The organism is Mordavella massiliensis (assembly GCF_016901695.1).
Taxonomy (GTDB): domain Bacteria; phylum Bacillota; class Clostridia; order Lachnospirales; family Lachnospiraceae; genus Claveliimonas; species Claveliimonas massiliensis_A.
The window spans coordinates 96,821-122,722 of the sequence record NZ_JACJKS010000004.1 but is presented as its reverse complement, the minus strand read 5'-3'; the positions used below and the strand labels follow the sequence as shown (position 1 = coordinate 122,722).

Below are 25,902 nucleotides of genomic sequence, written 5' to 3'. Positions count from 1 at the left end.
CGCAATGACTGCAATACTACATCAAAAGAAACGAGGTCTATCCTATGAAACTTGGCTCCCATGTGGGAATGAGCGGAAAGGACATGCTTCTTGGCTCCGCCAGGGAGGCTGTCTCCTACGGCGCGGATACGTTCATGTTCTATACCGGCGCGCCCCAGAATACAAAAAGAAAAGAGATCTGTGACCTGAATATCGAACCGGCATGGGACTACATGCGCCGGCACGGGATCGGCGAGATCATCGTACACGCCCCCTATATCATCAACCTGGCCAACACGGTAAAACCGGAGACTTACGAGCTGGCGGAGCGCTTCCTGGCGCTGGAGCTGGAGCGCGCGGCCGCCTGCAAAAGCCGTCTTCTCATCCTCCACCCGGGCGCCCACGTGGGGGCCGGGGTGGAGGCGGGGATCCGGCAGATCACGGCCGGACTGAACCGCATCCTCACAGCGGAAACGCCGGTATGCATCGCCCTGGAGACTATGGCGGGAAAAGGTTCCGAGATCGGCCGCAGCTTCGAGGAACTGGCACGGATCTACGACGGCGTCACGCACAATGACAAGCTGCGGGTCTGCTTTGACACCTGCCACACAAGCGACAGTGGCTACGACATCATCCACGACTTCGACGGCGTCATGGATGCGTTTGACCGGCTCATCGGCAGGGATCAGATCGCGGTCTTCCACATCAACGACAGCAAAAACGCCGCCGGCGCCGCCAAGGACCGGCACGCCAACATCGGCTTCGGGCAGATCGGTTTCGACGCCCTGAACTACATCGTACACCACCCGGATTTCGAGGATGTCCCGAAGATACTGGAGACGCCGTACGTCCCGCTGCCGGATCAACCAAAGAAATCCCTTCCCCCCTACAAATATGAGATTGAGATGCTCCGGCGGGGCGTCTTCGATCCAAACCTCCTAAAAAATGTTGTTTTTAAGCAACATCCATGATATACTTTAGTACAGTCTAAACTGAAAGGAAGCATAGCTTTGAAAACAGTACTGAAATGGCCTGGCGGCAAAGAAAAAGAACTTCCTGTTATCAGAAAATATACACCCTCCTATACAGGGAGATTTATAGAACCTTTTGTGGGTGGTGGTGCCGTTTTTTTCGACACATCTGCAAGGCACTGTTGTATCAATGATAAATCAAAGGAACTGATTAATCTCTACAATTGTATCAAAACCAGAAACGCGGATTTGAAACATTATCTCCATCAGGAAATCTGCGATTTTTCTCTTCTCGGAGACTTTGTAGACCATCACTCATCTGTCATTTTGGATCTTTATCACGGGAAAATATCTGTAGATACTTTTATACATACGTACGCAGATTTCTTCTCTGGCTTTGGAGATAAGTATAATGCCATTTTTCTCCAGGAGTTAAAAAAGAACTTAAGCAGCAAGATAAAACGGTCAAGCAAACTGGAACTGGAAAACGGAGGCATTCCAGATTCTGATCGTCTGGACAACATAGAGGCCTCATTGAAATCGTCATACTATATGTTTATAAGATATCTTTTGAACCATCCGTCTAGTTTAAGCCATGGACACAACGCCGCCGTATTCTTTTTCATCAGAGAATACTGCTACTCTTCCATGTTTCGCTACAATGCAAAAGGAGAGTTCAACGTCCCCTATGGTGGCATCTCTTATAACCGTAAAGATTTCACAAGGAAAGTCAACTATCTGCTTTCTGATGAAGTAGCAGAAAAGCTGGCAAATGCAGATATATACTGTGAAGATTTTGAAATTTTCCTAAGCCATCTGCAAGTAACAAAAGAAGATTTTCTCTTTCTTGATCCGCCCTATGACAGCGAGTTCTCTACATATTCACAGAACAAATTTGATCGGTATGATCAGGAACGGTTATGGCGTTTTCTAACGCATACAAAAGCCATGTTTTTACTAATCATCAAAAATACAGACTTTATTTACAATTTGTATAAAGACAAGTTCTATATTGATAGTTTTGACAAAAAATATCTTGTAAGCTTTATGAACAGAAATGACCAGAAAGCCGAACATCTAATCATAACCAATTACAAATGTATATAGAAAAGGAGCGTCTTCCGCATCACTTTGCGGAACGCTCCTTTTCTTCATGAATGCGGATTTCTGCTGCATCAAAAAACACCGGATCAATCTCACAACCTATAAAATTTCTTTCCAGATGAATTGCCGCTACCCCCGTAGATCCGACTCCCATAAACGGATCAAAAACCGTATCACCTTCATTGCTTGCTATATTAATCAAATGCTTCAAAAGTTTTAACGGTTTTTGAGAGGGATGCTTTGGGTTTTTCAAACGTTCTTTCCCCATACATATTGAACATTCAAAATAATTATGCATTTCATTCTGCCTGGTGAAATTCCATTTATGACCTTTATTCCAGAGGCACACGATCATTTCACAGCTATTGAGAAAACCGTTCTTATATATTTTTGGCATGGGATTCGTTTTATGCCATATAAAAAATTGAAAGGTATCATATTCCGGATCAAACGCCTCATGCCATCTCCCTATCAGATTATAACTCGTGAAAATGAAAACATTTCCGTCCGGCTTCAGTATTCTTTTAAATTCTCCCACAAAATCAAAAGGATCCAGTTCTTGCAAATCCCACTCACCAAGATCATTATTCACAGCACTTCTTCCCGGTAGCAGGATGTTACCCGTTGAGTATTTTGCAATGTTGTAGGGCGGATCTGTCAAGATCAGATCAACAGAATGGTCCGGAAGTTCTCTCATGTATGAACGGCAATCTGTTTGTTTTAAAATCATGTCTGTCATCCTAAAATTACCTTTATTCAACTGCTCTTTCTATCATTTCTTTTATATGCATATTTAAATCCAACTCTTGTAATGCTTCTTTATATATTTCAGCAAATGCTTCATATGTAATACCAGCAGGTAAAATTGTCTCCCAAAATTTCTTCCCTATTAAAAACATCTCGGGGTATGCCATATGTTTTTTTACAGCCCCTGTCCACGTATTTCCTTCACCGTTTTTATTATACAGAGTTGCAAAATAAGCTTTTGAATTGGGTATATTCAGTCCTGCATATATAGTCAGCAGCTTTTCCACATTAGAGGGAGCATTGGAACTATCCAGATCTCCGCCCGCTTTAAGTTCCATCACAATCCAGTCTTTACCGTCGAAAAACGCCAGATCGACAGGCTTGGTATGGTAATGAGATGTTCTGTATTTCTGGGCAAGCGGGATAAGATCTTTTATACTTTCCTGTGTCACTCCGCTTTTGACTCTTGCGCCGCCTTTCCCAGATGCAACATGGTTCGCCCTAAAAGAAGATATTTTTCCACGCAAGTCTCCATTATCAGTGTCTATATCTGTAACCAGTACCTGACCATTTATTGACGCAGGTTTCAAATCATGTTCTATGTTACGCGGATTAACAATATTGGGAACATTCTCCTCGCCAAACCGAAGTCTGGCAATCCGTTTGGCACAAGCCTCAATTGCATATCCGCTTTTTGATTCAAAGCTGCTCACAAAGACCATATTAGCTGTAATTGTCTCATCCAATTGACTAAGCAAAAAATTATATCTTTTCTTTATGTAATTTTTTCCAAAGTCACCTTCGATATTCTTGATCAGCTTCCCAAATTCATCAAATACTATTTCCTTAATCTTCCGTTCTGTTTCCGTCATCATAGCATTCTCCCAATCCTTCAAACAGTTCTGCCAGCGATACATCTAGTCCTTTCGCAATCTTTTCGATATTTTGCAGAGAAATATTCCTTTTCCCAGATTCAACCGTAGCAAAATATGTCCGATCCATATCAATTTTAAGTGCAAATTTCTCTTGGCTTAATCCTGTCTTTTTTCTTAATTCTTTGATCCTTTCTCCCAATTCTTTAGCTAACATTTGAGACCTCGTTTCTCTAGGTATTATGCATTCATTTTACGTTCCGATTTGTTTTTAAGGCAACGGTTTATGAGCAACATTTATAATTGACTCCATCCGCTCCTGCGATGCCAGAACATAGGCTTTATTAATATCGCATCCTATAAACCGCCTGCCGTTCTTTACGGCAGCAACTCCCGTAGAGCCGACTCCCATAAATGGATCAAATACTATCGATCCGGGATTAGATGCTATTTTCACAAAATGTTCTATAAGCTGTAATGGTTTTTGTGTAGGGTGATACGGATTTTTCAGACGTTCCGGGTATGAACATATAGGACATTCGCCAATCTGATTATATCCCGAAAAAATAATGATATTACCTGTTGGTTTAATTAATCGCTTGAAAACGTCAAGATACTCCGCTGGCTTTATTATAACTTTATCCCACTCAGCAATATCATTATTCAACATACTCTTCCCTACTCGCAAAATATTACCGCTTGAATATTGTGAAATGTTATATGGCGGATCAGCCAAAATGAGATCAATAGAATGAGGAGGGAAGCGTAACATTACTTCTCTGCAATCCTCATTAAAGAGTTTATAAATACGGGGATGTAATGAGATCAATTATTTCCTTTCTCCAGCAAAGTGATTATATTATATTCTTTTTACAAGTCATTACAACGGAATATAAACAACATTTTTCAGTTTATTCTATTTTCTTGACATTTTCCCTCAAATGTATTATTGTATTACATAGATAGTACATTCGTGCAGGCACACGCCTGCCTAAGAGAGGTGAATTTCATGCCATGGGACTTAGATAACGACCGCCCCATCTACCTGCAGCTCATGGAGAGGATCCAGCAGGACATCATATCCGGAGTGTACAGCCCCGGAGACAAGCTCCCCTCCGTGCGGGACCTGGCCGTAGAGGCCGCCGTCAACCCGAACACCATTCAGAAGGCGCTCTCCGAACTGGAGCGCAGCGGACTTGTGTACGCCCAGCGCACAAGCGGCCGCTTTATCACGGAGGATGAACAGATGCTCAGGGAGATGAAGAAGGAACAGGCTTCCCGCCACATCCATGATTTTTTTGAAAAAATGAGAAGTCTCGGCTTCCGGGACGAGGAGACCCTCGCCCTCATCGAAGAAGCTGTAAAGGAGGAACAATAACTATGAAGCCTATACTCGAATGCAAAGGTCTCTCCAAAAAATACAACGCCGCGTACTACGCCCTCGCCAACCTCAACCTGTCCCTGGAACCGGGCCAGATCGTGGGGCTTCTCGGGCCAAACGGAAGCGGCAAGACAACGCTCATCAAGCTCATCAACGATCTTCTCATTCCAACAGAGGGAGAGGTGCTCGTAGACGGGATGCGCCCGGGCGTAGAGACAAAAAAGATCGTCTCCTATCTGCCGGAGCGCACCTACCTGGACCCGGCCATGAAGATCCGGGATGTCATCTCCTACTTTTCTGACTTTTATGATGATTTCAGCGCCGACAAGGCCGGCCGGATGATGCAGGATCTGGAGATCAACGTGAACGAGAGGATGCGCGCCCTCTCCAAGGGCACAAAGGAGAAAGTACAACTGGCCCTTGTCATGAGCAGGGACGCCCGCCTCTACATCCTCGACGAGCCCATCGGCGGCGTGGACCCGGCGGCCAGGGACTACATCCTGCGCACCATCCTCACCAACTACAGGGAGGACGCCACGATCCTTCTGTCCACCCACCTCATCACGGATATCGAGAACATCCTGGACCGGGTCCTCTTCCTGCGGCAGGGGCAGGTCGTGCTCAACGCCACGGTAGACGAGATCCGGACAGACAAGGGCAAATCCGTTGACGCTTTATTCAGGGAGGTATTCAGATGTTAGGGAAACTGATCAAATACGACTTAAAATCCACGACAAAATTTCTGCTCATCATCCATCTCTTTCTCGTGGCAGCCTCCGTGTTCGGGCGCGTCTTCATCACAGGAAGGCTGGATTTTGAGATGGAAGGGGTCAATGAACTCCTTCTGACGCTGACGTTTGTTCTTTTCATCATCGTATTCGTCGGCGTCTCCTACGGGACTTATATTGTCATCGCCGTCCGGTTTTACAAGAACCTCTTCTCCGACGAGGGATACCTGACCAACACCCTGCCGGTGACAAGGGGGATGCATCTGCTGGCCAAGACGCTCTCCGGCGGTATCTGGGCTGTCATCGACATGTTTCTGATCTTCGTAAGCACCTGGATCCTCCTGTCGATCCCCCTCCTGACGGACACCATCGGCGCCCACTGGGACGAGTTCATCCGCCTGCTCGGCTTTGGCGGACAGGGAGACTTTAATCTCTTCCTGGCCCACCTCACCCTGGTCAGCATCGTCGGGGGATTCTGCTCCGTGATCTCCATCGAGGCCTCCGTCATCTTCGGGCAGCTCTTTAACAGCCACAAAGTCCTGGGCGCGGTCGTCTCCTACTTTGCCATCACGGTGGTGCTGTCCGTCGTGAGCACGGTCGTCATGAGCATGACTGGCGTCCTGGGTGAAAATCTGGCTGTCAGCAACGCTTCGCCCGACAGCATGACCTTCAGCTTTGCCGGCTATATGACGGATCTTTTGAACGCCACCCTCGGCCTGTCCGTGGCAACAGCCGTCATCCTGTACATCGCCTCTTTCTTCATCCTGAAGAAAAGGATCAATCTTTCCTGACACACGCAGACAGGCGGTTCCTAAAAGACCGCCTGCACAAGAAACATATAGAGCACCGTGCCGGCTCCTATGCTCAGGAGGTTATTCCTCTTCCACACATGGAGCACCACAGTGACAAGCACCGCCGCTGCTTCCGGTATCCCGTGAGGGGCCGCAAGCACCGGCGTTGTTTTTAGGCAGTAGACCACCAGCATGCCGATGACCGCCGGCGTCAGCACCCTGCCCAGATACCGCACCACTGCGGGGATCTCCTTCCCTCTCGGAAAGACGAGAAAGGGCACCGCCCTGGTGGCAAATGTCGTGAGGGCCACCGCCAGGATGATCAGAAGCGACATCCCGGCGCTTACCGGCAGGTTCATACGCTCTCCTCCTCTCTCTCAAGCCTGGTCCGTCCCGCGAAAAGCACAAGGATGATGACCAGCATGGACGGGAGGACAAAGTTGTCCACCCCGAAGATCTGCAGGCAGACAAAAGCCGCCGCCACGCCGATCACCTCCGGCGCCCGGTTCTTTCTGTCCATCCACTGCTCCACAAAGATCACCACAAAAAGCGCCGTCATGGCAAAATCAATCCCCTGGGAATCAAAGGGGAGCACCGTCCCCGCCAGGGCCCCTATTGCGGATCCGATGACCCAGTAGGACTGGTTCATAATAGAAATGGCAAAAAGAAACTTCTCCCCGTCTACATCCTCCGGCACCCTGGTGGTGCACAAAAGGGAGTAGGTCTCGTCTGTCAGGCCAAAGATCATGTACCATCTCTTTTTTCCCATGGAATGAAACCTGTCAAGCAGGGATATCCCATAGAAAACATGCCTTATATTCACCATCAGCGTCATAAAGATGACCTGCGCAAATGAAATACCGGGCACAAAAAAATTCACCGCCAGATACTGACCTGATCCTGCGTACACAAGCAGGCTCATCAGCATGGCCCAAAGAAAATTGTATCCCTTCTCCGCGTACATCACGCCGAAGGCGATCCCTATAAAAAGGTACCCTGTCAGCACAGGGATCGTGTAGGGAAACGCCCGGCGGAACGCATGTCCGTATCCTCTCATCTGTTCTCTTTGTATCCTTCTTCCGTCTTATCTCTTCGTCTGCGCTGCCTCCCCGTCCCGTCACGCGCCGGGCGTCCGGCTCTCCAGCTCCCGGAGCGTCTCAGACAAAAGCGCGTCCGACGCGGCCGCCTTCTCATAGGCTGCCTGCACATCCCGGATCAGCCGCTGCACATCGCTGTGCCCGGCCAGCACAGCCGCCATCGAAGCCGCCTCCGCATCCGGGAACTCCCCGGATACCGCAAAGGCGCCCGGCTCCCCGTCCGGATCCGCCTCCAGATAGAGGGTCTCCAGCCCCGGCACAAGGGTGTAGATGCCCTGCAGCTTCATGTCATAGCGGACAAACGCCAGGTATGTGTCCGCATATCTCCCCCGTTTCACAAAGGTCTGCAGATCCCTGTACTCCTCTGCGAACGGATTGTCTTCTGTTCTGTTCCCATAGTAGGCCCGGACCGCCTCCGCGATCCCCGGATCTGAGGCCTCCGCAAGCGGGTTCGTCTCCTCCTCCTGCCATCCTATGTTCTCTGTCTGTATTTCTACGCTCTGAACGGGCACGGTTTCCCCGTCCTTCGCAATCTCATCCCCTGTAAAAACAGCTCCGGCAGCCGCGAGCACAAGGAGCGACAGGGCGCACAGCGCTGCCAGCGCCCGGCGCACAAGTCTTTTGGCCCGCACTCTGCCTGTTTTCATTCTTTCTGTCACGGCAACCTTCCTTCCCCATGATCGCCATGGCCGACAGACAAGGGCACTACAAATGATACTCGCTAAAATTTGAAAAGTCAAGATTTGCACTTGCGCTTTCCGTCCTGTTGTGGTATTATACTATTTGTCTCTGTAGCTCAGTGGATAGAGCACTGCCCTCCGGAGGCAGGTGCGCCAGTTCGACTCTGGTCAGAGACGTAAAAAGGGAACAGCCCGCAGGCTGTTCCCTTTTTCTATGCCTCCTTCTCCCAGCCGGGAAGGGCCAGCGCCCCCTCGCTCCTGCGGTAAAAGTAGGGCGTGTCGGAGAGCACTTCCTCCTCCATCACCTGGGTCTCGTTGATCTCCTTTACGATCATGGCCGTCTCGCGCCAGGACGGCGCACTGCTCTCCGGCAGGATGATCACCTCGTGAATGCTGCTGGGAAGCACATAAAAATCTTCTTTCAGGAATGCGCCGATCTTCTTCAGTACGTCCTTATAGAGAATGGCCGATGCGCCAAAATTCTGTATGCTGTTCGTGAGGACATACATCCGGTACGCCCCTGCCGGATCCGCCTGCACGGGCGGCTCCTCCATCCCCGCCTGTGCCAGGACCGCACAGAGCGTCTTGAACTCTGCCGGCAGGAGTTTCTCCGTGTTCTCCCCGGCAGCCCTGCGGACCTCCTCCTCCGTGACATGCCACCATTTCAGATGCTCCCTGCGCACAAGCATGGTGGCGATCCGGTCGTCCGCCTCCAGATCCACCAGCACATGGAACACGACCGCCAGATCCAGGTAGGGGACATGGGGGACTTCCTCCAAAAGGTCCCGGTTCCGCTCCCGGTTGATGAGCCGGCAGATAAGCCTTGGCTTTACATTCTCATACCGGGACAGGCGCTCCCCGTCCCAGGACCTGTCCATGCGCACACTGCCGTACAGGGCAAGGATCTGCCCCGCCACTTCCTCGAAGCTGCTCCCCGCCTGATACCGCTCGTAGTACTCCTCCAGATAGATCGTGGGCGATGTGTTGACCCCCGCCTCCGTAAACACAAGCCCCTTCCTATGCCTGCCGTTGTTCTTCAGCGCGCTCCTTAACCGGACGCTCCTCCCGGGGGCAAGGGCGGCGCGCACTCTTTCCTCCATACGCTCTACAAACTGCTCATACGTCATAGTTCTCCTTTCTCTGCCTGCTCTTCATGTGGGATCGGGCCCGTGAAACGGTCCGTGAAAAAAAAGAAAATAAGATAAGAAACAGATCCGGCATGCCGGAATGATATTATGGTGACTTATATTATAAAAAAGCCCTGCAGAAAATGCAAGGCTTTTTTGACATATCTTATATTTATTTCCGGACAGACTATACTCTGGACAGATACTCACCGGAACGGGTGTCGATCTTCAGCACATCGTCCTGGTTCACGAACAGAGGAACCATGATCTGCGCGCCCGTCTCAACGGTAGCCGGCTTCGTGGCGCCTGTAGCTGTATCGCCCTTTACGCCGGGCTCTGTCTCGATCACGCGGAGCTCCACGGTGATGGGAGGCTCGATGGCGAACACATTGCCCTGGTGGGAGATGACCTTCACTGTCTCATTCTCCTTCACAAACTTCAGGGAATCGCCCACAACATCCGCATTGACAGCAAGCTGGTCAAATGTCTCCATATCCATGAAGTTGTAGAGATCGCCGTCATTGTACAGGTACTGCATATCCTTCCTGTCGATGTGCGCTGTCTCAAACTTCTCGGTCGGACGGAATGTCTTCTCCACAACGCCGCCGTTGATGATGTTCTTTAATTTCGTGCGGACGAAAGCCGCTCCCTTTCCTGGTTTTACGTGCTGGAAGTCAAGGATCTGATAAATGTTGCCCTCGATCTCCACTGTTAAGCCATTCTTAAAATCTCCTGCTGAAACCATTCTAATCCTCCTTAAACTGTGCGTTCACACCGCACATGTCGTTCTCTCACTTGTTCCATTTTATAATACTCCAGGCCTTTTTTCAACCTTTTTTTCCGTCCCGCAGGCTCTTCCTGTAAAAATGCAGTACGAGCCGCTCCAGATACCGCTTGAGCACGATCTGGATCTCCTCCTTCGGATGGATCGGTTTTACAAGGATATTGGGGATGCCCGCCCGCTTGGCCCCCCACACGTCGGTAAAGAGCTGGTCTCCGATGAACACCGTGCTCTCCCGGTCCGTCCCCATGATCTCCATGGCCCGGATGTAATTCCTGGTGGACGGTTTGTGGGCGTTATAGACGTAATCCACCTGGATGGGCTCATTGAACATCTTCACGCGCTTCTCCTGGTTGTTGGAGATCAGGCAGCACCGGAAGCCGATCGCCCTGAGGCGTTCAAACAGCTTCACCGCCCGCGCGTCCGCCGGGGCTCCGTGGGGGACAAGGGTATTGTCGATGTCAAAGATCAGCCCGCGCACCCCGTCCGCATACAGTTTCTCAAAATCGATCACGTATGTGGATGCCACATACCTGTCCGGAAAAAAACGCTCAAACATCTCTCTTCCTCTTTCCTGTCCGCGCCTGCTACGCCTCTTCCAGCTCTGTCAGCTTGCGGATCATCTCCTCGCAGGACTGCTGCACCGTCTTGCCGTCCGTGTTGACCACAATGTCCGCGGCCGCCTCATACTTCTCGCGGCGCTGCTCCATCAGCTCGGAGATGGCCTCCACGTCTTTCCGGCCGTTCAGGGCGGGCTGATCCTTGCTGTCCTTCACCCTCTCGTAGATCGTCTCCGGGCTCGCCGTAAGGAGCACGACCCTGCCGTTCTTCTTCATCTCTTCTATATTCCGCTCCCGCAGGGCCACGCCGCCCCCGCAGGAGATGACGGTGTTCTTCCGGGACTGCATCTCGATCAGAAGCTCTGTCTCCAGATTCCGGAAATACTCCTCCCCGTACGTGGCAAAGATATCGGGGATGCTCATCTCCTCCCGGTCCGCGATCACCTGGTCCATCTCCACGATATCCATGGCGAACATCGTGTTGAGGTAGTCGGATATGGAGGTCTTGCCGGCTCCCATAAAGCCGATCAGGATGATGTTGTAATCAAACAGCTTGCGCGCCTGGATCCGCTTGCTGTTGCGGTTGATCCGGCGGAACACGTCGTATATCTCGTCCCTGTATTTGTTGTCCCCCAGTTTTTCCTTCAGGCGGGCCTTCTGCTTGGCCTCCTGCTGCGGCTGGAGGATCGGCATGCCGTACTCTTCCTTGTACGCCATGATCTTCTCCACGATCTTATTTCTCTCCACCAGGGCGTCTATGATCTTGTCATCGCACAGTGCAAGCTGCTCCCGATACATTTCCAAATCGTTCATCGTCCATCTCTCCTGTTTTATCAATCCGTATCTGTATATAGATATAGCGTCATAGGGGAGCCCGCAGGCTCCACCGCCATATTATAGCAAAACATATATGGTTTTTCAATCTGGAAACCATAGATATATTCTATCGACTCCGGCAAAAACATGAATTTGTTTTATCTTTAACAATATTTTATACTATTACCATAAAGGTTCAGGATCACTGAAACATTACACAAAACGGAGGTACAGTCAAATGAAGAACAACTTCAGACACATCTTCAGCCCCCTCACCATCAACGGCATGACCATCCCGAACCGGGTTGTCATGATGCCCATGGGGAGCGATTTCGCCGGCCACACCGGGGAGCTGAGTGACGAGCACATCAAATACTATGAACTGCGGGCCAGAGGCGGCACAGGCCTCATCATCGTGGAGAACGTATGCGTGAAATACCCGGAGGGCTCCAACGGGACAACGCAGCTTCGCATCGACAAGGACTGCTACATCCCGCGCCTGTTCAATCTGACAGAGGCCTGTCACAGGTACGGCGCCTGCATGGGCGTACAGCTCAACCACGCCGGCGCATCCGCCATGTCCTCCCGGATCGGCATGCAGCCGGTATCCGCCTCCACCCTCCCCTCCAAGGAGGGCGGCGAGAGACCCCGCCCGCTTTCCAGGGAAGAGCTGGAGAGCATTGCAAAGGATTACGGCGCTGCTGCGCGCCGCGCGGTAAACGCCGGCTTTGACATGGTGGAGATCCACGCGGGACACTCCTACCTGATCAGCCAGTTCCTCTCCCCCACCATGAACGACCGCACCGATGAGTTCGGCGGATGCGCAAAGAACCGCGCCCGCTTCTGCCGCATGGTCATCGATGAGGTGCGCGCCGCCGTCGGGCCGAGAGTCCCAATCTCCCTGCGCCTGAGCGTGGACGAGCTTGTGGAGGGCGGCAACACTGTGGAGGACTGCCTGGAATACCTGGAGTTCTTAAACGAGGGCGTGGACATGTTTGACACTTCCTCCGCCCTGAACCCCTCCATCCAGTACCAGATCGACGCCAACTATCTGGAGGACGGATGGCGCTCCTACATGGCAACGGCTGTCCGCGACAAGTTCCACAAGCCCACCATCGCCATCGGCAACATCCGCAATCCCCAGGTGGCAGAGGACATCCTGGCAAGAGGCGACGCGGATCTGATCGGTATGGGCCGCGGCCTGATCGCGGATCCCGACTGGTGCAACAAGGCAAGATACGGCCACGTGGAGGACATCCGCAAATGCATCTCCTGCAACATCGGCTGCGTGGGCAACCGGATCGGCGGCAACAAGCCCCTGCGCTGCACCGTCAACCCGGATCTCATAAACGGCGAGGCCTATAAGAAGCACAAAGTGACAAAGCCCTGCAGCGTCGTTGTTGTGGGCGCCGGCACGGCCGGGCTGGAGGCAGCCTGCACAGCCGCAGAGGTCGGCTGTGACGTAACGCTTCTTGAGAAGCAGGATCACGTGGGCGGACTCTCCGTGGATATCTCCCGCATTCCTGCCAAGAAGCGCCTGGCCGATTTCCCGACCTACCTGAAGCACCGGGCGGAGGGCCTTGAGAACCTGACCATCCGGACAGGTGTGGACGTGACCGTGGATGTGATCAAGTCCTGCAACCCGGACCTGGTTGTAAACGCCACCGGATCCGTTCCGCTGCTTCCGCCCATCGAAGGACTCCACGAGAACCTGGGCAAGGAGGGCACAGGGGTGTACGGCATCAAGGATCTGATGGGCGATATCCCGGCATTTGACAAGGATATGACCGGCAAAAAAGTCATCGTCATCGGCGGCGGCGCAGTGGGCCTTGACGTGGTAGAGTTCTTCGCTCCCCGCGGCGCGGAGACGACCATCATCGAGATGATGCCCGCGATCGGCAAGGGCCTTGACGCCTCCACCACATCCAGCATGAATGAGTGCATGAGAAAGCACAGTGTGACGCAGCTTGTGAACACAGCCCTCATGAAAGTGGAGCCCCACGCCTTCGTCGTAAAGCGCGACGGCAAAGAGGAAACTCTCCCCTTTGACTACGGCTTTGTATGCCTTGGCATGAAGGCTTACGCGCCTCTTTGGAACGACATCGTGGAAGGCTTTGACGGCGAGGACACGGAAGTCCTCAACATCGGAGATTCCGTGCGCGCAAGACGGATCATCGACGGAACCGACGCCGGACGCCACATGGTGCTGGCCGCACTGGACAGACTGGGATACCTGTAAGACCCCCGGTAAAGGTATATGGACATTTCTGCTGCTTTCCTGTAAAATAGAGACATCTTTTTATGTACAGACAAAAGGAAGGACAGGACAATGGCGACCAAAACACTGGAACAGATCACAAAAGAAATTGAGGAGATCCTCGCACGCAACGATGAAGGGCAGACGGTCAGGCAGATCAGCCAGGCGCTGGATCTGGAGGAGGACTACATCTGCAGCGTCCTCGTCTGCCGTCAGAGCCACTCCGACGATGCGGCCTCCATCGCCCATATGGTCATGATGGAATAGCCTCCCGCGGATCAGGGTAAGGAAACAATATACGCACCAACGAAAGAGCAGCAGTGATCTTCCGTAAAAGGAAGTATCACTGCTGCTTTTATGCATCTGCTTTATAAGAAGCGTCCTATTTATCTTCCAGCACAAGCTTTGCGAATTCCTCCACGCCCATGCTGCCGATATCGCCCTCGTCCCTTCTGCGGACGGATACGTTGCCGCTCTCCATCTCCTTCTCGCCGACAATGAGCATATAGGGAACTTTCTCCATCTGGGCGCTGCGGATCTTGTAGCCCAGCTTCTCGCTCCGGTCGTCCGTCTCCACGCGCACACCGGCTTCTGTCAGCTCGCCGGCCACCTTCTTCGCGTAGTCCGCGAACTTCTCCGATACCGGAAGGACCTTCACCTGCACAGGAGAGAGCCATACCGGGAATTTCCCTGCGTAGTGCTCGATCAGGATGCCGATGAACCGCTCGATGGAGCCGAAGGCAACCCGGTGGATCATGATCGGACGGTGCTTCTCCCCGTCTGCTCCCGTGTACTCCAGATCAAACCGCTGGGGCATCTGGAAGTCAAGCTGGATCGTGCCGCACTGCCAGGTCCTGCCGATGGAGTCCTCCAGGTGGAAGTCGATCTTCGGTCCGTAGAAGGCGCCGTCTCCCTCGTTCACCACATAGTCCAGTCCAAGGGACTCCAGAGCTCCTCTGAGGGCGCTTGTCGCCATCTCCCACTCCTCGTCCGTACCCATGCTGTCCTCCGGCCTTGTGGAGAGCTCTACGTGGTACTTGAAGCCGAACTTGGAGTACACCTCATCGATGAGCCGCGCCACGCCCTTGATCTCGTCCTGCACCTGCTCTTCTGTCATGAAGATGTGGGCGTCGTCCTGCGTGAAGCAGCGCACGCGCATAAGGCCGTGGAGCTGTCCGGATTTCTCATGCCGGTGCACCAGACCAAGCTCGCCGACCCGCATGGGCAGATCCTTGTAGGAGCGGGGCTCCACCTTGTACACGAGCATGCCGCCCGGGCAGTTCATGGGCTTCACCGCGTAATCCTCATCATCGATGACGGTTGTATACATGTTGTCTTTATAGTGATCCCAGTGACCGGAGTTCTCCCACAGGTGACGGCTCAGGATGATCGGTGTGGATATCTCCACGTAGCCCTCTCTTGTGTGCAGCTTTCTCCAGTAGTCAATGAGCAGGTTCTTGAGCACCATGCCCTTCGGCAGGAAGAACGGGAATCCCGGCCCCTCGTCCATGATGGCGAAAAGCCCCAGCTCTTTTCCGAGTTTTCTGTGATCCCTCTTCTTCGCCTCCTCGATCTTGGCCAGATGCTCCTCCAGCTCAGCGGCCTTCGGGAAGGAAGTGCCGTAGATCCTCGTCAGCATCTGGTTGTGCTCGTCGCCGTGCCAGTAGGCGCCGGCCACGCTCTGCAGCTTGAACGCCTTCACGACGCTCGTGTTGGACACGTGGGGGCCTGCGCACAGGTCCACGAACTCGCCCTGCCTGTAGAGGCTGATCTCCTCGCCTTCCGGCAGCTCCTCTATGAGTTCCACCTTGTAGGGCTCGTTTCTGTCCTCCATGAGCTTCAGCGCCTCGTCCCTGCTGACTGCGCTTCTCTCAAGCGGGAGCGCCTCCTTCACGATCTTCTTCATCTCCTTCTCCACATCCGCCAGATGCTCTGTGGTGAACGGGAAACTGAATTCAAAATCATAGTAGAAGCCATCCTTGATCGCCGGGCCGATAGCGCACTTTGTGTCCGGCCAGAGGCGTTTGACTGCCTGGGCAAGGATATGGGATGTGGTGTGGCGGAAGGCCTCCTGTCCCACTTCGTCTGCGAATGTCAGATCCTGCACGGATCCGTCTCTCATACTTACTTTCATTGTCCTCTTCTCCTTTCCTGCCCCTCCTTCCGGGGCTGCTCTCTATCCAGACAGCATGCGCGGAAAACAAAAAGCACCCCTGAAGGGACTGCCTCTGTCCTCTGCAAGGGTGCATCTTCTCGCTGCACGGTTCCACCTTTATTTTTCACTCAAAGAGATCTCCTCCGAGATCCGTACCCTTAACGCGGGCGGACGTCACCGCTTACTTGGCCTGTCTGCCGTTGGGCGGCGCAGCTCGGGAATGGTTTTCATCGTCCTTCTTCTATAAGGGGCTTCCAGCTCTCCGCCCCTCTCTCTGGATAGTTCCGGATGACTACTCGTTTCCGTCTGTGCCTTTCCTGTCTGAGATTTCAATTTTTATTATAACCATCCCGCAGGAAAAGTCAATCCTTTTCTGCCTCCTGCCCGGTGCGCGCGATGGCCGCCCCGATATCCGCCCGGAACTGCTGCCACGCCTCTTCATTCTCCACAAAATACTTCGGGCAGTTCTTGCCCGTCACATCATAGTGGCGGATCACATCACCCTCATCCAGCCCGAATTTCAGGCACAGCCAGGCGCTAAGCTGCACCATGGAGCGGTAGGTGTCCCCGGTAAACTGCCCCGTCTCGTCCGGGTGGCAGCACTCAATGGACACAGTATCTATATTCCTGGAATTGGAGGCGTAGGCCACCTCCCAGGTAGGCACGCACTGGACGATCTCCCCCTCCAGGCCCACGACAAAGTTGCTGCTTGCCTGGGTGATGTGGCTGTCCTTCAGTCCCTCGAAGTAATTCCGGTTATCCATGGCTGTGGAGCCCGGGTTCGCCGTGTAGTGCACCACGATCCCGGTGATCCGCTCCGTCTCCTCCCCGGGCCTGGACCACGGGTTGACCGTGAGAAGCTCCACGTCGATATCCGGCCGGGAGGCGTCTACCTGCGCGCCGTCATACTCTATGTACTGCCGCCACGGGAGCCACTGGGGCCTGACCGCGCGGATCACCGCCAAAACGGCGAGCAGGGCTGCCAGAATGATCAGCCCTGCCTTCCAGTATGTCCGCATCTTCTTTCGATGCTGTGCTTTCGTCTTTCTCTTCGCTCTTCTTCCTGTCCGGCTCATCTTACCTTCCCCATCTCTGATCCTGCTCCATTCTATCATATTCAGGAAAAGAAAGTATGAAGACTTACTTATGATTTTCTGAATCTTTATTCAGATACAGAAAACCGGTAGGCCGTCACCGTGTCGTACGCCTCGCCGGCCTTCACCACCGGCCCTTCAAAGTTCTCCTTGTGGACGGCGTCCGGGAAATACTGGGTCTCGAAGCAGACGCCGCTCCGCTTCCCGTAGGAGACGCCGCCTTTCCCTTTGTCCCCCTCCAGGAAATTGCCGCAGTAGAGCTGCATGCCGGGCAGATCCGTAAAGACTTCCATCGTGATGCCGCTCTGCGCGCTGGCAAGCTCCGCCACCTTCCGATAGCCGCTGCCGTTCAGCGCCCAGTTGTGGTCATAACCGCCGCCGAAGGCAAGGGCCTGGAAGTCCGCCTCTATATCCCGGCCGATGGCCTTCCTCACGCGGAAATCCATGGGCGTGCCCTCCACCGGCAGGACCGCCCCTGTGGGAATGGACTGCGCGTCCGCCTCCGTGTAGGCGTCTGCGCCGATCCAGACCTCCTGGTCCAGTATGGTCCCGCTGTCCTGGCCGGCCAGGTTGAAGTAGCTGTGGTTCGTCATATTGAGCAGCGTGTCGGCGTCCGGCACGGCGTGATAGTGGATCCGCACTTCATTTTCTTCCGTCAGCGTATAGGTCACGGTCAGATCCACCGCCCCCGGGTATCCCTGGTCGCCGTCCGGGCTGTGGAGGGTGAATGTGACGTGATCCGGCCCGTACTCCGCCGCCGTCCACATCCGCTTGCTGTAGAAATCCATGCCGCTGTGAAGGTTGTTCCCGTTGTCATTGCGGTCCAGCTCGTAGGTCTTCCCGTTCAGCTCAAAAGAAGCCCCTCCGATCCGGTTCGCCACCCTGCCGACCGTGGCCCCGAAGAACTTGTCCCCGGCCTCGTATCCGGCCGCGTCGTCATAGCCAAGGACAACATCCCTCTTTCGGCCGCGCGCGTCGGGTACGATCACTTTCACGAGCGTGGCGCCGTAATCAGAGACGGCGATCTGCATCCCGTTTTTGTTCTCCAGTGTGTACAGGACCGTCTCCTGTCCGGCGCCTGTCTTTCCAAATGCTTCTGTCATGGTTCTTTCCTCCTCCATATAAGACAGGCCCGGGCCTTCCGGCACGGGCTCTGTCAGTGTATCTTTCTTTTATTCGTCTACGCTGTAGTTCGGAGCTTCCTTCGTGATATGGATATCGTGGGGATGGCTCTCCTTCAGGGACGCAGCGGAAATCTTGATGAAGCGCGCGTTTGTCTTCAGCTCCTCAATGTTGGTCGTTCCGCAGTATCCCATACCGGAGCGCAGTCCGCCCATGAGCTGGAATACAGTGTCTTCCACCGTTCCCTTGTATGCCACGCGGCCCTCCACGCCCTCAGGCACAAGTTTCTTCGCGTTCTCCTGGAAGTACCGGTCCTTGCTTCCGTTCTCCATGGCGGCGATGGATCCCATGCCGCGGTATACTTTGTATTTCCTTCCCTGGAACAGCTCGAACGTTCCCGGGCTCTCGTCGCATCCGGCAAAGATGCTTCCCATCATACATACATTGGCGCCTGCGGCGATGGCCTTGGTCATATCTCCGGAGTACTTGATGCCGCCGTCCGCAACGATCGGGATGCCGTACTTGTCCGCTACCTCGTAGCAGTCCATGACCGCCGTGATCTGGGGTACGCCGATGCCTGCCACGACGCGGGTCGTGCAGATGGATCCCGGTCCGATGCCGACCTTGACAGCGTCAGCGCCGGCCTTGATGAGGGCCTCCGCGCCGGCTCCTGTGGCCACGTTGCCCGCGATGATCTGCAGATCCGGGAATTTGCTCTTTATCATGTCAATGGTGCGCAGCACATTGGCGGAATGTCCGTGTGCGGAATCCAGCACGACTACGTCTACCTTGGCGTTCACCAGCTCCCGGGCCCTGTCCAGACAGTTTGCTGTGATACCAAGGGCAGCGCCGCACAGAAGCCGGCCCTGGGCGTCCTTCGCCGAGAGCGGATACTTGATCTGCTTCTCGATATCTTTGATGGTGATGAGACCTTTCAGGTTAAAGTCGTCATCCACGATGGGTAATTTCTCTTTTCTCGCTTTGGCAAGGATCTTCTTGGCTTCCTCGAGCGTGATCCCCTCCTTCGCGGTGATGAGTCCCTCGGATGTCATGGACTCCTTGATCTTCTTGGTAAAATCTTCCTCGAACTTCAGGTCGCGGTTGGTGATGATGCCCACCAGCTTCTTTCCCTCGGTGACCGGCACGCCGGAAATGCGGAACTTGCCCATCAGCTCGTTGGCGTCGGCCAGCGTATTCTCCGGGGAGAGATAGAAGGGATCCGTGATAACGCCGTTCTCCGAGCGCTTCACCTTGTCCACCTCTTCCGCCTGCGCCTCAATGGACATATTCTTATGGATGATGCCGATTCCTCCCTGGCGCGCCATGGCGATCGCCATGCGGTGCTCGGTCACCGTGTCCATGCCCGCGCTCATCATGGGGATATTCAGCCTGATCTTCTTTGTCAGGAAGGTAGACAGATCCACCTGGTTGGGGATCACCTCAGAATAACCCGGCACAAGGAGCACATCGTCAAATGTAATGCCTTCTCCGATAATTTTACCCATCGCTTAAACCTCTCTTTCTTTTATCTTCTATGTGTAACTGCTATCATACATAAAAAACACAGTTCTTGTCAACTGCTTTCCCGCTATTTGCGGATCACTTTCCGCGGGGCCAGCAGAAAGAATCCCTCCACGAGATCCCGGTTTGGCTCAAAGAGGACCTTCACCGTCTCCCCGGACCTGGTGAACACGAGCACGTAGCGCCCGGTCGCGGCCGGATCGCCGCTGCTGTAGTCGTACACTTTGCCTGTCCGGTAGGACTGGAGCTGGAAGGATCCCTCCGGCGCCAGCAGTTCCATATCCTGCACGTTCATGGAGAGCATATGCTTTCTCTTCTCCTTGTGCATGACCTTGTCGATGTCCAGGTCGCCGTTGATGTAGATGTACTCATACTCCACGTCCATGCGCCGGAACAGGAAAATATCCGCGGCGATGAACACGACCGGGAGCAGGAGCAGGAACGGCATCAAAAAAGCGATAAAAAAGCTGATTACCGTCACTGCGATCAGCAGAATTTTCATCGCGATATCCTTTCCGTCTGTTCTCTTCTTGATCAACTGCTCTGTATAGAAGTCACTCATGTCTCTTCCTCCAAATACCCGGTATGCAGTATACCGTCTGTTTCTAGACATTATATCACATCTGTGTACAAAAAGAAAACTCCCGCAGGGGGAGTTTTCTAAATTTTCACTTTTTTATACGGAGGGATTACATCATGCCCATTCCGCCGCCTGCCGGCGCCGCGGGTGTCTCCTCCTTGATGTTGGCGACAACAGACTCCGTCGTCAGAAGTGTGGCCGCTACGCTTGTTGCGTTCTGCAGCGCGCTTCTTGTCACCTTCGCAGGATCGAGGATGCCGGCTTTCACCATATCCACGTACTCTTCCTTGTATGCGTCGAATCCCTGTCCGGGCTCAGACTCTCTCACCTTGTTGATGATGACTGCACCCTCCAGGCCTGCATTGCCTACGATGTGGAACAGCGGGGCCTCCAGGGCTTTCAGCACGACCTTGGCGCCTGTCTTCTCGTCGCCTTCCAGTGTATCTGCCAGCTTTGCCACTTCCTTGGATGCGTGGATGTATGCGGATCCGCCGCCTGCGATGATGCCTTCCTCAACAGCCGCTCTTGTCGCTGCAAGGGCATCCTCCATGCGCAGCTTCGCCTCTTTCATCTCTGTCTCTGTGGCAGCGCCCACACGGATCACCGCTACGCCGCCTGCCAGCTTGGCAAGTCTCTCCTGCAGCTTCTCCCTGTCGAAGTCAGATGTGGTCTCTTCGATCTGCGCCTTGATCTGCGCGATACGTGCAGCGATGGCGTCCTTGTCTCCAAGGCCGTCCACGATGACGGTGTTCTCTTTCTGAACCTTGACGGATTTGGCGCGTCCGAGCTGCTCCATGGTCGTCTCCTTCAGATCCAGTCCCAGCTCGTCGGAGATCACCTGTCCGCCTGTCAGGATGGCGATATCTTCCAGCATGGCTTTTCTTCTGTCACCGTATCCCGGAGCCTTCACGGCCACTACATTGAACGTGCCGCGCAGCTTGTTGACGATCAGGGTTGTGAGAGCCTCGCCCTCTACGTCCTCTGCAACGATGAGAAGTCTTGCGCCGGCCTGCACAACCTGCTCGAGGAGCGGCAGGATCTCCTGGATGTTGGAGATCTTCTTGTCTGTGATGAGGATGTAGGGATCCTCCAGGTTCGCCTCCATCTTATCCATATCCGTGCACATGTATGCAGATACATAGCCGCGGTCAAACTGCATGCCTTCCACCAGATCCAGCTCTGTCTTCATGGTCTTGGACTCCTCGATGGTGATGACGCCGTCGTTGGAAACTTTCTCCATGGCGTCCGCAACCATCTCGCCCACCTCGTCATCGCTGGCGGAAATAGCTGCGACCCTGGCGATCTGGTCTCTTCCTGTCACCTTGCTGCTCATGCTCTGGATCGCCTCTACCGCCTTATCCGTCGCTTTCTTCATGCCTTTTCTGAGCACGATCGGGTTGGCACCTGCCGCCAGGTTCTTCATGCCCTCATGGACCATAGCCTGTGCGAGAACCGTCGCTGTCGTCGTGCCGTCTCCTGCCACATCGTTGGTCTTGGAGGCAACCTCGCGGATCAACTGTGCGCCCATGTTCTCAAACGCATCCTCCAGCTCGATCTCCTTGGCGATGGTGACGCCGTCGTTTGTAATGAGCGGCGCGCCGAACGATTTGTCAAGCACAACGTTCCTTCCCTTAGGTCCAAGTGTCACTCTCACTGTATCTGCCAGCTTATTCACGCCTGACTCAAGCGCTGCCCTGGCCTCTGCTCCGTATTTGATTTCCTTTGCCATGATATTCAATCCTCCTGTTTCTTTCAAAGTATGTTTAAACTATGCCGTTTCCCTTATTCGATCACTGCGAGGATGTCGCTCTGTCTCACAATGATGTAGGTCTCTTCGTCCAGTTCAACCTCTGTTCCCGCATATTTGGAATAGATAACCTGCTGGCCTTCCCTGACGTGCATCTCCACTTCCTTGCCGTCCACAACGCCGCCCGGTCCTACTGCGATGACTTCCGCCTGCTGGGGTTTCTCTTTGGACTGTCCCGGCAGAACGATACCGGACTTCGTGGTCTCTTCAGCAACTAACTGTTTCAATACAACTCTGTCTCCCAATGGTACTAACTTCATGAATGGTTCCTCCTTTAAGCTATCTATGCTGCTTTTATATTTGTCAGCACTCTAAAAAAGAGAGTGCTAATAAACTCTAGTAATAAAATAGCACTCTCCCCATCTTTTGTCAACACACTTTCTTTTAGTTTAGACTATTTTTATAAAATCCGTTTTCGACAGAAAAGAGCAGCCTTGCCCCCTCCCTGTCAAAGAATCGCTCCTTTACGGTCCCCTCGCAGTACACATCCTGCGGATACAGGGTGCACCTGTATTCCGCGTCCAGGGACAGACCTGTAAGGTCCCCCTCCTCCAGCGTCAGATGCAGCCGTTCCCCCTCCTCGTCGCAGTCTGTGACGCGGCAGACATACTCCGTCTCATCCATCTGCTCCTCCGCTAGGTACACGCGGGTCATGGCAAGGACCGCCCTGCTGCCTCTGAGATCCTCCATCGCAATATCCTCCTTCTCAAAAGAAGGGCATCAGTTTCCCGATACCCTTTCTCCCGTCTTATCTACTTGTTTCTCTCCGCCTTGATCTTCTCCAGCTCCGTGAACACGTAGTCGTTTACGACCTTGATATAGGTTCCCTTCATGCCGGAGGATCTGGACTCGATCACGCCTGCGCTCTCGAACTTGCGCAGCGCGTTGACGATCACGGATCTGGTGATCCCGACCCTGTCGGCGATCTTGCTGGCTACGAGGATGCCTTCCGTCCCCTCCAGCTCATCGAAGATGTGGATGATCGCTTCCAGCTCGGAGAAGGAGAGTGTACTGATAGCTGACTGTACGATGTGTTCCTTGCGCGTCTCCTCCGCGTTCTCCTCGTTGACGGACCGGAGCATCTCCAGTCCCACCACGGTCGTGCCGTACTCGCTTAAGATGATATCGTCGATCTCGTAATCCTCGCCCTGCTTGTAGATGAAGAGTGTTCCCAGTCTCTCGCCCGCGATCTCGATGGGTGTCACGATCGCCTGGTATCCCCTCACCGTCTCCGGTGAGAAACCAAGTGTCTCCAGGTTCACATTTTCCTTTGTGGAGAGGATATTCAGGAGCCGCTCGTTGAGCATCTCATCGATATGGCATCCGACCTCTCCCTTGATCAGCTCCGTGATCACACCTACACCACTGCACCTGCTGACGCCGAGGACCTTTCCCTTCCTGCTGATCACAAGGACGTTGGAATTCAGGATCTCCGTCAGTACCTCACAGATATCATTAAAAACAACTTTGCTGGAGTTATTGTTGTGCAGTAATTTATTGATTTTTCTTGTTTTATCTAATAATTGTACACTCATACGCAACCTCCATCCTTTGTCGTATATATTATCATACAATTCTGGAAATATCAACAATCACGCGTAAATTTTTGCGCATCTTTTTATAAAAAATATCTATGAGTCTGTCTCGTTCTTCTCGATATAGCCGCACGACTCATTCATGCAGACAAGCCTGCTGCCCTTTTCCACCATATAGCCGCCGCACTTCGGGCACGGCTTCGGGGCCGGCTTCTGCCAGGACATGAAATCGCATTCCGGATTGTTCTCGCAGCCGTAGTATCTCCTGCCCTTTTTCGTCTTGCGGATCACGATATCCCTGCCGCACTTCGGGCATTTCACCCCGATCTTCTCCAGGTAGGGCTTTGTGTTCCTGCATTCCGGGAATCCCGGGCAGGCGAGGAATCTGCCGTGGGGGCCGTACTTGATGACCATGTTCCTCCCGCACTCCTCGCAGATCACATCTGTGACCTCGTCCTCGATCTTCACGCTCTCCAGCTCTTCCTGGGCCGTCTTCACAGCCTGCTCCAGATCCGGGTAGAAGTTCTCGATGACGGATTTCCATTCCACCTTGCCCTCCGCCACTTTATCGAGGAGGCCTTCCATGTTGGCCGTAAAATTCACATCCACGATGGCCGGGAAAGACTGCTTCATGATGTGGTCCACCACTTCGCCCAGCTCCGTCAGGTACAGATTCCTGCTCTCCTTCGCCACATATCTCCTGGCGATGATGGTGGAGATGGTGGGCGCGTAGGTGCTGGGACGGCCGATGCCAAGCTCCTCCAGCGTCTTTACAAGGGCCGCTTCCGTATAGTGGGCCGGCGGCTGCGTAAAGTGCTGCTTTGTGTCGAATTCTTTCTTTGTGAGGACGGATGACTCATCCAGGCTGCCAAGGAGGACATTGCTCTCCTCCTTCTCCTCGTCCGCCTCTGTGTATACGGTGCGGAACCCTTCAAAGACGATCTTGGAAGCCGCCACGGTGAAGCGGTAGCTGTCCGCGCCGATCTTCACGGAGGTCGTCTCATACCTGGCCGGCTGCATCCGGCTTGCCACAAACCGCTTCCAGATGAGCTGGTACAGGCGGAACTGATCCCTGGTGAGGGAGTCTTTCACCGCCGCCGGTGTGCGCATCACATCGGTGGGGCGGATGGCCTCGTGGGCGTCCTGGATCTTCCGGTTGTCGGCCGCCTTCGCCTCGCCCGATGCCACGAACCCGGCCCCGTAGCTGTCTGCGATGTACGAGCGCACGCTGTTCTCCGCCTCGTCAGAGACGCGGGTGGAGTCTGTACGCAGGTAGGTGATCAGGCCCACTGTGCCGTTCCCCTTGATGTCCACGCCCTCATAGAGCTGCTGGGCGATGCGCATGGTCTTCTGGGTGGCAAAGTTCAGCACCTTGGACGCCTCCTGCTGCATCGTACTGGTCGTAAAGGGAACCGGCGCCTTCTTGAAGCGCTCGCCCTTTCTGACTTCCTCCACGCGGTAGGAGGCGCCCTCCAGCTTTTTCAGGATGCCGTCCAGCTCCTCCCTGGAGCGGATCGTCATCTTCTCCTTCTCCGTGCCGTAGAACTTGGCCCGCAGGGGCTTCCTCTCCCCCTTTACGCCGAGGAGGACGTCCAGCGTCCAGTACTCCTCCGGGATGAAGGCTTCGATCTCCTCCTCCCGGTCCGCGATGATGCGCAGGGCCACCGACTGCACCCGGCCGGCGCTCAGCCCCCGCTTTACCTTGGCCCACAGAAGCGGGCTGATCTCATAGCCCACGATCCGGTCCAGGGCGCGGCGGGCCTGCTGGGCGTCCACCAGGTCCATGTCGATCTCCCGGGCGTGTTTGATGGACTCCTTCACCGCGTTCTTGGTGATCTCGTTGAAACTGATGCGGTACGTCTTCTTATCCTCCAGCTTCAGCGCCTTGCACAGATGCCAGGAGATAGCCTCCCCCTCCCGGTCCGGGTCGGTTGCCAGATAGACTTTATCCGCTTTCTTCACTTCTTTTCTCAGCGCGGCCAGGATCTCCCCCTTGCCGCGTATCGTTATATATTTGGGCTCAAAGTCATGCTCTACGTCGATTCCGAGCTGGCTTTTCGGCAGATCCCGCACGTGCCCGTTGGAAGCCATGACCGTGTAATTGCTTCCCAGGAATTTTTTGATCGTCTTCACCTTGGCGGGAGACTCCACGATTACAAGATAATGAGCCATGTCTTATTTTTTCCTCCCATACGTC

The 25,902-nt window shown here is 53.8% G+C and carries 28 protein-coding genes and 1 tRNA gene; 8 read left to right on the top strand and 21 right to left on the bottom strand.

Annotated elements, in window-relative coordinates; translation table 11 throughout:
- Window positions 1–44 precede the first annotated feature (44 nt).
- Together H6A20_RS04085 and H6A20_RS04080 are read left to right on the top strand one after the other, a co-directional pair.
- Window positions 45–950 (top strand): deoxyribonuclease IV, encoded by a 906-nt coding sequence (locus tag H6A20_RS04085; protein ID WP_204905895.1) that lies wholly within the window; start codon window positions 45–47, stop codon window positions 948–950.
- A 39-nt stretch (window positions 951–989) separates the two neighbouring features.
- A complete protein-coding gene (locus H6A20_RS04080; protein ID WP_204905894.1) occupies window positions 990–2,057 on the top strand; it encodes a DNA adenine methylase in 1,068 nt (355 codons plus the stop codon).
- Between the two features lie 19 nt (window positions 2,058–2,076).
- On the opposite strand, the gene H6A20_RS04075 is transcribed toward H6A20_RS04080, so the two are convergent.
- Genes H6A20_RS04075 through H6A20_RS04060 form a run of 4 tightly spaced genes read right to left on the bottom strand, consistent with a single transcriptional unit; the run spans window position 2,077 to window position 4,502 of the window.
- Window positions 2,077–2,793, bottom strand: a complete 717-nt coding sequence (locus tag H6A20_RS04075) for a DNA-methyltransferase (RefSeq protein WP_204905893.1) — start codon at window positions 2,791–2,793, stop codon at window positions 2,077–2,079.
- Window positions 2,794–2,806: 13 nt separating this feature from the next.
- A complete protein-coding gene (locus tag H6A20_RS04070) occupies window positions 2,807–3,673 on the bottom strand; it encodes a TdeIII family type II restriction endonuclease (RefSeq protein ID WP_243426119.1) in 867 nt (288 codons plus the stop codon).
- Window positions 3,648–3,890, bottom strand: a complete 243-nt coding sequence (locus tag H6A20_RS04065; protein ID WP_204905891.1) for a helix-turn-helix domain-containing protein — start codon at window positions 3,888–3,890, stop codon at window positions 3,648–3,650. Before H6A20_RS04065 ends, H6A20_RS04070 begins: the two co-directional genes overlap by 26 nt.
- Before the next feature lie 54 nt (window positions 3,891–3,944).
- On the bottom strand, window positions 3,945–4,502 hold the full coding sequence (locus H6A20_RS04060; protein ID WP_243426118.1) for a DNA-methyltransferase: 558 nt from the start codon (window positions 4,500–4,502) through the stop codon (window positions 3,945–3,947).
- 180 nt (window positions 4,503–4,682) lie between these two features.
- Between H6A20_RS04060 and H6A20_RS04055 the strand changes: the two genes are divergently transcribed.
- Genes H6A20_RS04055 through H6A20_RS04045 form a run of 3 tightly spaced genes read left to right on the top strand, consistent with a single transcriptional unit; the run spans window position 4,683 to window position 6,573 of the window.
- On the top strand, window positions 4,683–5,051 hold the full coding sequence (locus H6A20_RS04055) for a GntR family transcriptional regulator (protein ID WP_204905890.1): 369 nt from the start codon (window positions 4,683–4,685) through the stop codon (window positions 5,049–5,051).
- A gap of 2 nt (window positions 5,052–5,053) precedes the next feature.
- The gene (locus tag H6A20_RS04050; protein ID WP_204905889.1) at window positions 5,054–5,755 is read left to right on the top strand and encodes an ABC transporter ATP-binding protein; all 702 of its coding nucleotides are present in this window, start codon (window positions 5,054–5,056) and stop codon (window positions 5,753–5,755) included.
- A complete protein-coding gene (locus H6A20_RS04045) occupies window positions 5,749–6,573 on the top strand; it encodes a hypothetical protein (RefSeq protein ID WP_204905888.1) in 825 nt (274 codons plus the stop codon). Before H6A20_RS04050 ends, H6A20_RS04045 begins: the two co-directional genes overlap by 7 nt.
- A gap of 20 nt (window positions 6,574–6,593) precedes the next feature.
- Here the strand turns inward: H6A20_RS04045 and H6A20_RS04040 are convergent, their stop codons facing one another.
- From H6A20_RS04040 to H6A20_RS04030, 3 genes are read right to left on the bottom strand one after another with little or no spacing between them, the layout of a single operon-like run.
- Window positions 6,594–6,932 carry a branched-chain amino acid transporter permease gene (locus H6A20_RS04040; RefSeq protein ID WP_338106576.1) on the bottom strand — a complete coding sequence of 113 codons (339 nt, stop codon included), beginning with the start codon at window positions 6,930–6,932 and terminating at the stop codon, window positions 6,594–6,596.
- Window positions 6,929–7,630 carry an AzlC family ABC transporter permease gene (locus H6A20_RS04035; protein ID WP_204905887.1) on the bottom strand — a complete coding sequence of 234 codons (702 nt, stop codon included), beginning with the start codon at window positions 7,628–7,630 and terminating at the stop codon, window positions 6,929–6,931. The genes H6A20_RS04040 and H6A20_RS04035 overlap by 4 nt, the downstream gene beginning before the upstream one ends.
- A 60-nt stretch (window positions 7,631–7,690) precedes the next feature.
- The gene (locus H6A20_RS04030) at window positions 7,691–8,317 is read right to left on the bottom strand and encodes a hypothetical protein (protein ID WP_204905886.1); all 627 of its coding nucleotides are present in this window, start codon (window positions 8,315–8,317) and stop codon (window positions 7,691–7,693) included.
- A gap of 138 nt (window positions 8,318–8,455) precedes the next feature.
- Between H6A20_RS04030 and H6A20_RS04025 the strand changes: the two genes are divergently transcribed.
- A tRNA-Arg gene (locus H6A20_RS04025) sits at window positions 8,456–8,527 on the top strand.
- Between the two features lie 35 nt (window positions 8,528–8,562).
- Here the strand turns inward: H6A20_RS04025 and H6A20_RS04020 are convergent.
- The 4 genes from H6A20_RS04020 to H6A20_RS04005 form a co-directional block, all read right to left on the bottom strand.
- On the bottom strand, window positions 8,563–9,477 hold the full coding sequence (locus H6A20_RS04020) for a DUF5688 family protein (protein ID WP_204905885.1): 915 nt from the start codon (window positions 9,475–9,477) through the stop codon (window positions 8,563–8,565).
- A 187-nt stretch (window positions 9,478–9,664) separates the two neighbouring features.
- Window positions 9,665–10,222, bottom strand: coding sequence for an elongation factor P (gene efp, locus H6A20_RS04015; protein WP_204905884.1), 558 nt, complete (start codon window positions 10,220–10,222; stop codon window positions 9,665–9,667).
- Window positions 10,223–10,304: 82 nt separating this feature from the next.
- Entirely contained in the window at window positions 10,305–10,817 is a 513-nt protein-coding gene (locus H6A20_RS04010; RefSeq protein ID WP_204905883.1) for a YqeG family HAD IIIA-type phosphatase, read from the bottom strand.
- Window positions 10,818–10,845: 28 nt separating this feature from the next.
- On the bottom strand, window positions 10,846–11,631 hold the full coding sequence (locus tag H6A20_RS04005; RefSeq protein WP_204905882.1) for a shikimate kinase: 786 nt from the start codon (window positions 11,629–11,631) through the stop codon (window positions 10,846–10,848).
- Window positions 11,632–11,872: 241 nt separating this feature from the next.
- Between H6A20_RS04005 and H6A20_RS04000 the strand changes: the two genes are divergently transcribed.
- Together H6A20_RS04000 and H6A20_RS03995 are read left to right on the top strand one after the other, a co-directional pair.
- On the top strand, window positions 11,873–13,873 hold the full coding sequence (locus tag H6A20_RS04000; RefSeq protein WP_204905881.1) for an NAD(P)/FAD-dependent oxidoreductase: 2,001 nt from the start codon (window positions 11,873–11,875) through the stop codon (window positions 13,871–13,873).
- 90 nt (window positions 13,874–13,963) lie between these two features.
- Window positions 13,964–14,158: a hypothetical protein gene (locus H6A20_RS03995; protein WP_204905880.1), complete on the top strand. Its 195-nt coding sequence runs from the start codon at window positions 13,964–13,966 to the stop codon at window positions 14,156–14,158.
- A gap of 115 nt (window positions 14,159–14,273) precedes the next feature.
- Here H6A20_RS03995 and thrS read toward each other — a convergent pair whose 3' ends face one another.
- From thrS to topA, 10 genes are all read right to left on the bottom strand, one after another.
- Window positions 14,274–16,013, bottom strand: coding sequence for a threonine--tRNA ligase (gene thrS / locus H6A20_RS03990; protein WP_476739003.1), 1,740 nt, complete (start codon window positions 16,011–16,013; stop codon window positions 14,274–14,276).
- A 395-nt stretch (window positions 16,014–16,408) separates the two neighbouring features.
- Entirely contained in the window at window positions 16,409–17,122 is a 714-nt protein-coding gene (locus tag H6A20_RS03985; protein WP_243426117.1) for a peptidoglycan recognition protein family protein, read from the bottom strand.
- An 86-nt stretch (window positions 17,123–17,208) separates the two neighbouring features.
- Complete coding sequence (locus H6A20_RS03980; protein ID WP_243426116.1) at window positions 17,209–18,243, bottom strand: aldose epimerase family protein; 1,035 nt, start codon at window positions 18,241–18,243, stop codon at window positions 17,209–17,211.
- Window positions 18,244–18,312: 69 nt separating this feature from the next.
- Entirely contained in the window at window positions 18,313–19,767 is a 1,455-nt protein-coding gene (guaB, locus tag H6A20_RS03975; RefSeq protein ID WP_204905877.1) for an IMP dehydrogenase, read from the bottom strand.
- Between the two features lie 83 nt (window positions 19,768–19,850).
- Window positions 19,851–20,345, bottom strand: coding sequence for a DUF6106 family protein (locus tag H6A20_RS03970; protein WP_204905876.1), 495 nt, complete (start codon window positions 20,343–20,345; stop codon window positions 19,851–19,853).
- A gap of 127 nt (window positions 20,346–20,472) precedes the next feature.
- Window positions 20,473–22,092, bottom strand: a complete 1,620-nt coding sequence (groL, locus tag H6A20_RS03965) for a chaperonin GroEL (RefSeq protein ID WP_204905875.1) — start codon at window positions 22,090–22,092, stop codon at window positions 20,473–20,475.
- Between the two features lie 53 nt (window positions 22,093–22,145).
- Window positions 22,146–22,430, bottom strand: a complete 285-nt coding sequence (locus tag H6A20_RS03960; RefSeq protein WP_204905874.1) for a co-chaperone GroES — start codon at window positions 22,428–22,430, stop codon at window positions 22,146–22,148.
- A 124-nt stretch (window positions 22,431–22,554) separates the two neighbouring features.
- Window positions 22,555–22,860, bottom strand: coding sequence for a hypothetical protein (locus H6A20_RS03955; protein WP_204905873.1), 306 nt, complete (start codon window positions 22,858–22,860; stop codon window positions 22,555–22,557).
- Between the two features lie 62 nt (window positions 22,861–22,922).
- Complete coding sequence (gene codY, locus H6A20_RS03950; RefSeq protein ID WP_204905872.1) at window positions 22,923–23,705, bottom strand: GTP-sensing pleiotropic transcriptional regulator CodY; 783 nt, start codon at window positions 23,703–23,705, stop codon at window positions 22,923–22,925.
- A gap of 96 nt (window positions 23,706–23,801) precedes the next feature.
- Window positions 23,802–25,877 (bottom strand): type I DNA topoisomerase, encoded by a 2,076-nt coding sequence (gene topA, locus H6A20_RS03945; protein ID WP_204905871.1) that lies wholly within the window; start codon window positions 25,875–25,877, stop codon window positions 23,802–23,804.
- Window positions 25,878–25,902: the final 25 nt, after the last annotated feature.

Excerpts from the sequence above, each read along its gene's own strand:
- thrS (WP_476739003.1), bottom strand. The coding sequence starts at position 16,013 with ATGAGAGACGGATCCGTGCAGGATCTGACATTCGCAGACGAAGTGGGA.
- H6A20_RS03970 (WP_204905876.1), bottom strand. The coding sequence starts at position 20,345 with ATGAGTGACTTCTATACAGAGCAGTTGATCAAGAAGAGAACAGACGGA.
- H6A20_RS04030 (WP_204905886.1), bottom strand. The coding sequence starts at position 8,317 with ATGAAAACAGGCAGAGTGCGGGCCAAAAGACTTGTGCGCCGGGCGCTG.
- H6A20_RS04085 (WP_204905895.1), top strand. The coding sequence starts at position 45 with ATGAAACTTGGCTCCCATGTGGGAATGAGCGGAAAGGACATGCTTCTT.
- H6A20_RS04020 (WP_204905885.1), bottom strand. The coding sequence starts at position 9,477 with ATGACGTATGAGCAGTTTGTAGAGCGTATGGAGGAAAGAGTGCGCGCC.
- H6A20_RS04065 (WP_204905891.1), bottom strand. The coding sequence starts at position 3,890 with ATGTTAGCTAAAGAATTGGGAGAAAGGATCAAAGAATTAAGAAAAAAG.
- H6A20_RS03960 (WP_204905874.1), bottom strand. The coding sequence starts at position 22,430 with ATGAAGTTAGTACCATTGGGAGACAGAGTTGTATTGAAACAGTTAGTT.
- H6A20_RS03995 (WP_204905880.1), top strand. The coding sequence starts at position 13,964 with ATGGCGACCAAAACACTGGAACAGATCACAAAAGAAATTGAGGAGATC.
- efp (WP_204905884.1), bottom strand. The coding sequence starts at position 10,222 with ATGGTTTCAGCAGGAGATTTTAAGAATGGCTTAACAGTGGAGATCGAG.
- H6A20_RS03985 (WP_243426117.1), bottom strand. The coding sequence starts at position 17,122 with ATGAGCCGGACAGGAAGAAGAGCGAAGAGAAAGACGAAAGCACAGCAT.
- H6A20_RS04045 (WP_204905888.1), top strand. The coding sequence starts at position 5,749 with ATGTTAGGGAAACTGATCAAATACGACTTAAAATCCACGACAAAATTT.
- H6A20_RS04070 (WP_243426119.1), bottom strand. The coding sequence starts at position 3,673 with ATGACGGAAACAGAACGGAAGATTAAGGAAATAGTATTTGATGAATTT.
- H6A20_RS03980 (WP_243426116.1), bottom strand. The coding sequence starts at position 18,243 with ATGACAGAAGCATTTGGAAAGACAGGCGCCGGACAGGAGACGGTCCTG.
- H6A20_RS04050 (WP_204905889.1), top strand. The coding sequence starts at position 5,054 with ATGAAGCCTATACTCGAATGCAAAGGTCTCTCCAAAAAATACAACGCC.
- codY (WP_204905872.1), bottom strand. The coding sequence starts at position 23,705 with ATGAGTGTACAATTATTAGATAAAACAAGAAAAATCAATAAATTACTG.
- groL (WP_204905875.1), bottom strand. The coding sequence starts at position 22,092 with ATGGCAAAGGAAATCAAATACGGAGCAGAGGCCAGGGCAGCGCTTGAG.
- H6A20_RS04000 (WP_204905881.1), top strand. The coding sequence starts at position 11,873 with ATGAAGAACAACTTCAGACACATCTTCAGCCCCCTCACCATCAACGGC.
- H6A20_RS04035 (WP_204905887.1), bottom strand. The coding sequence starts at position 7,630 with ATGAGAGGATACGGACATGCGTTCCGCCGGGCGTTTCCCTACACGATC.
- H6A20_RS03955 (WP_204905873.1), bottom strand. The coding sequence starts at position 22,860 with ATGGAGGATCTCAGAGGCAGCAGGGCGGTCCTTGCCATGACCCGCGTG.
- guaB (WP_204905877.1), bottom strand. The coding sequence starts at position 19,767 with ATGGGTAAAATTATCGGAGAAGGCATTACATTTGACGATGTGCTCCTT.
- H6A20_RS04040 (WP_338106576.1), bottom strand. The coding sequence starts at position 6,932 with ATGAACCTGCCGGTAAGCGCCGGGATGTCGCTTCTGATCATCCTGGCG.
- H6A20_RS04005 (WP_204905882.1), bottom strand. The coding sequence starts at position 11,631 with ATGAACGATTTGGAAATGTATCGGGAGCAGCTTGCACTGTGCGATGAC.
- topA (WP_204905871.1), bottom strand. The coding sequence starts at position 25,877 with ATGGCTCATTATCTTGTAATCGTGGAGTCTCCCGCCAAGGTGAAGACG.
- H6A20_RS04055 (WP_204905890.1), top strand. The coding sequence starts at position 4,683 with ATGCCATGGGACTTAGATAACGACCGCCCCATCTACCTGCAGCTCATG.
- H6A20_RS04075 (WP_204905893.1), bottom strand. The coding sequence starts at position 2,793 with ATGACAGACATGATTTTAAAACAAACAGATTGCCGTTCATACATGAGA.
- H6A20_RS04010 (WP_204905883.1), bottom strand. The coding sequence starts at position 10,817 with ATGTTTGAGCGTTTTTTTCCGGACAGGTATGTGGCATCCACATACGTG.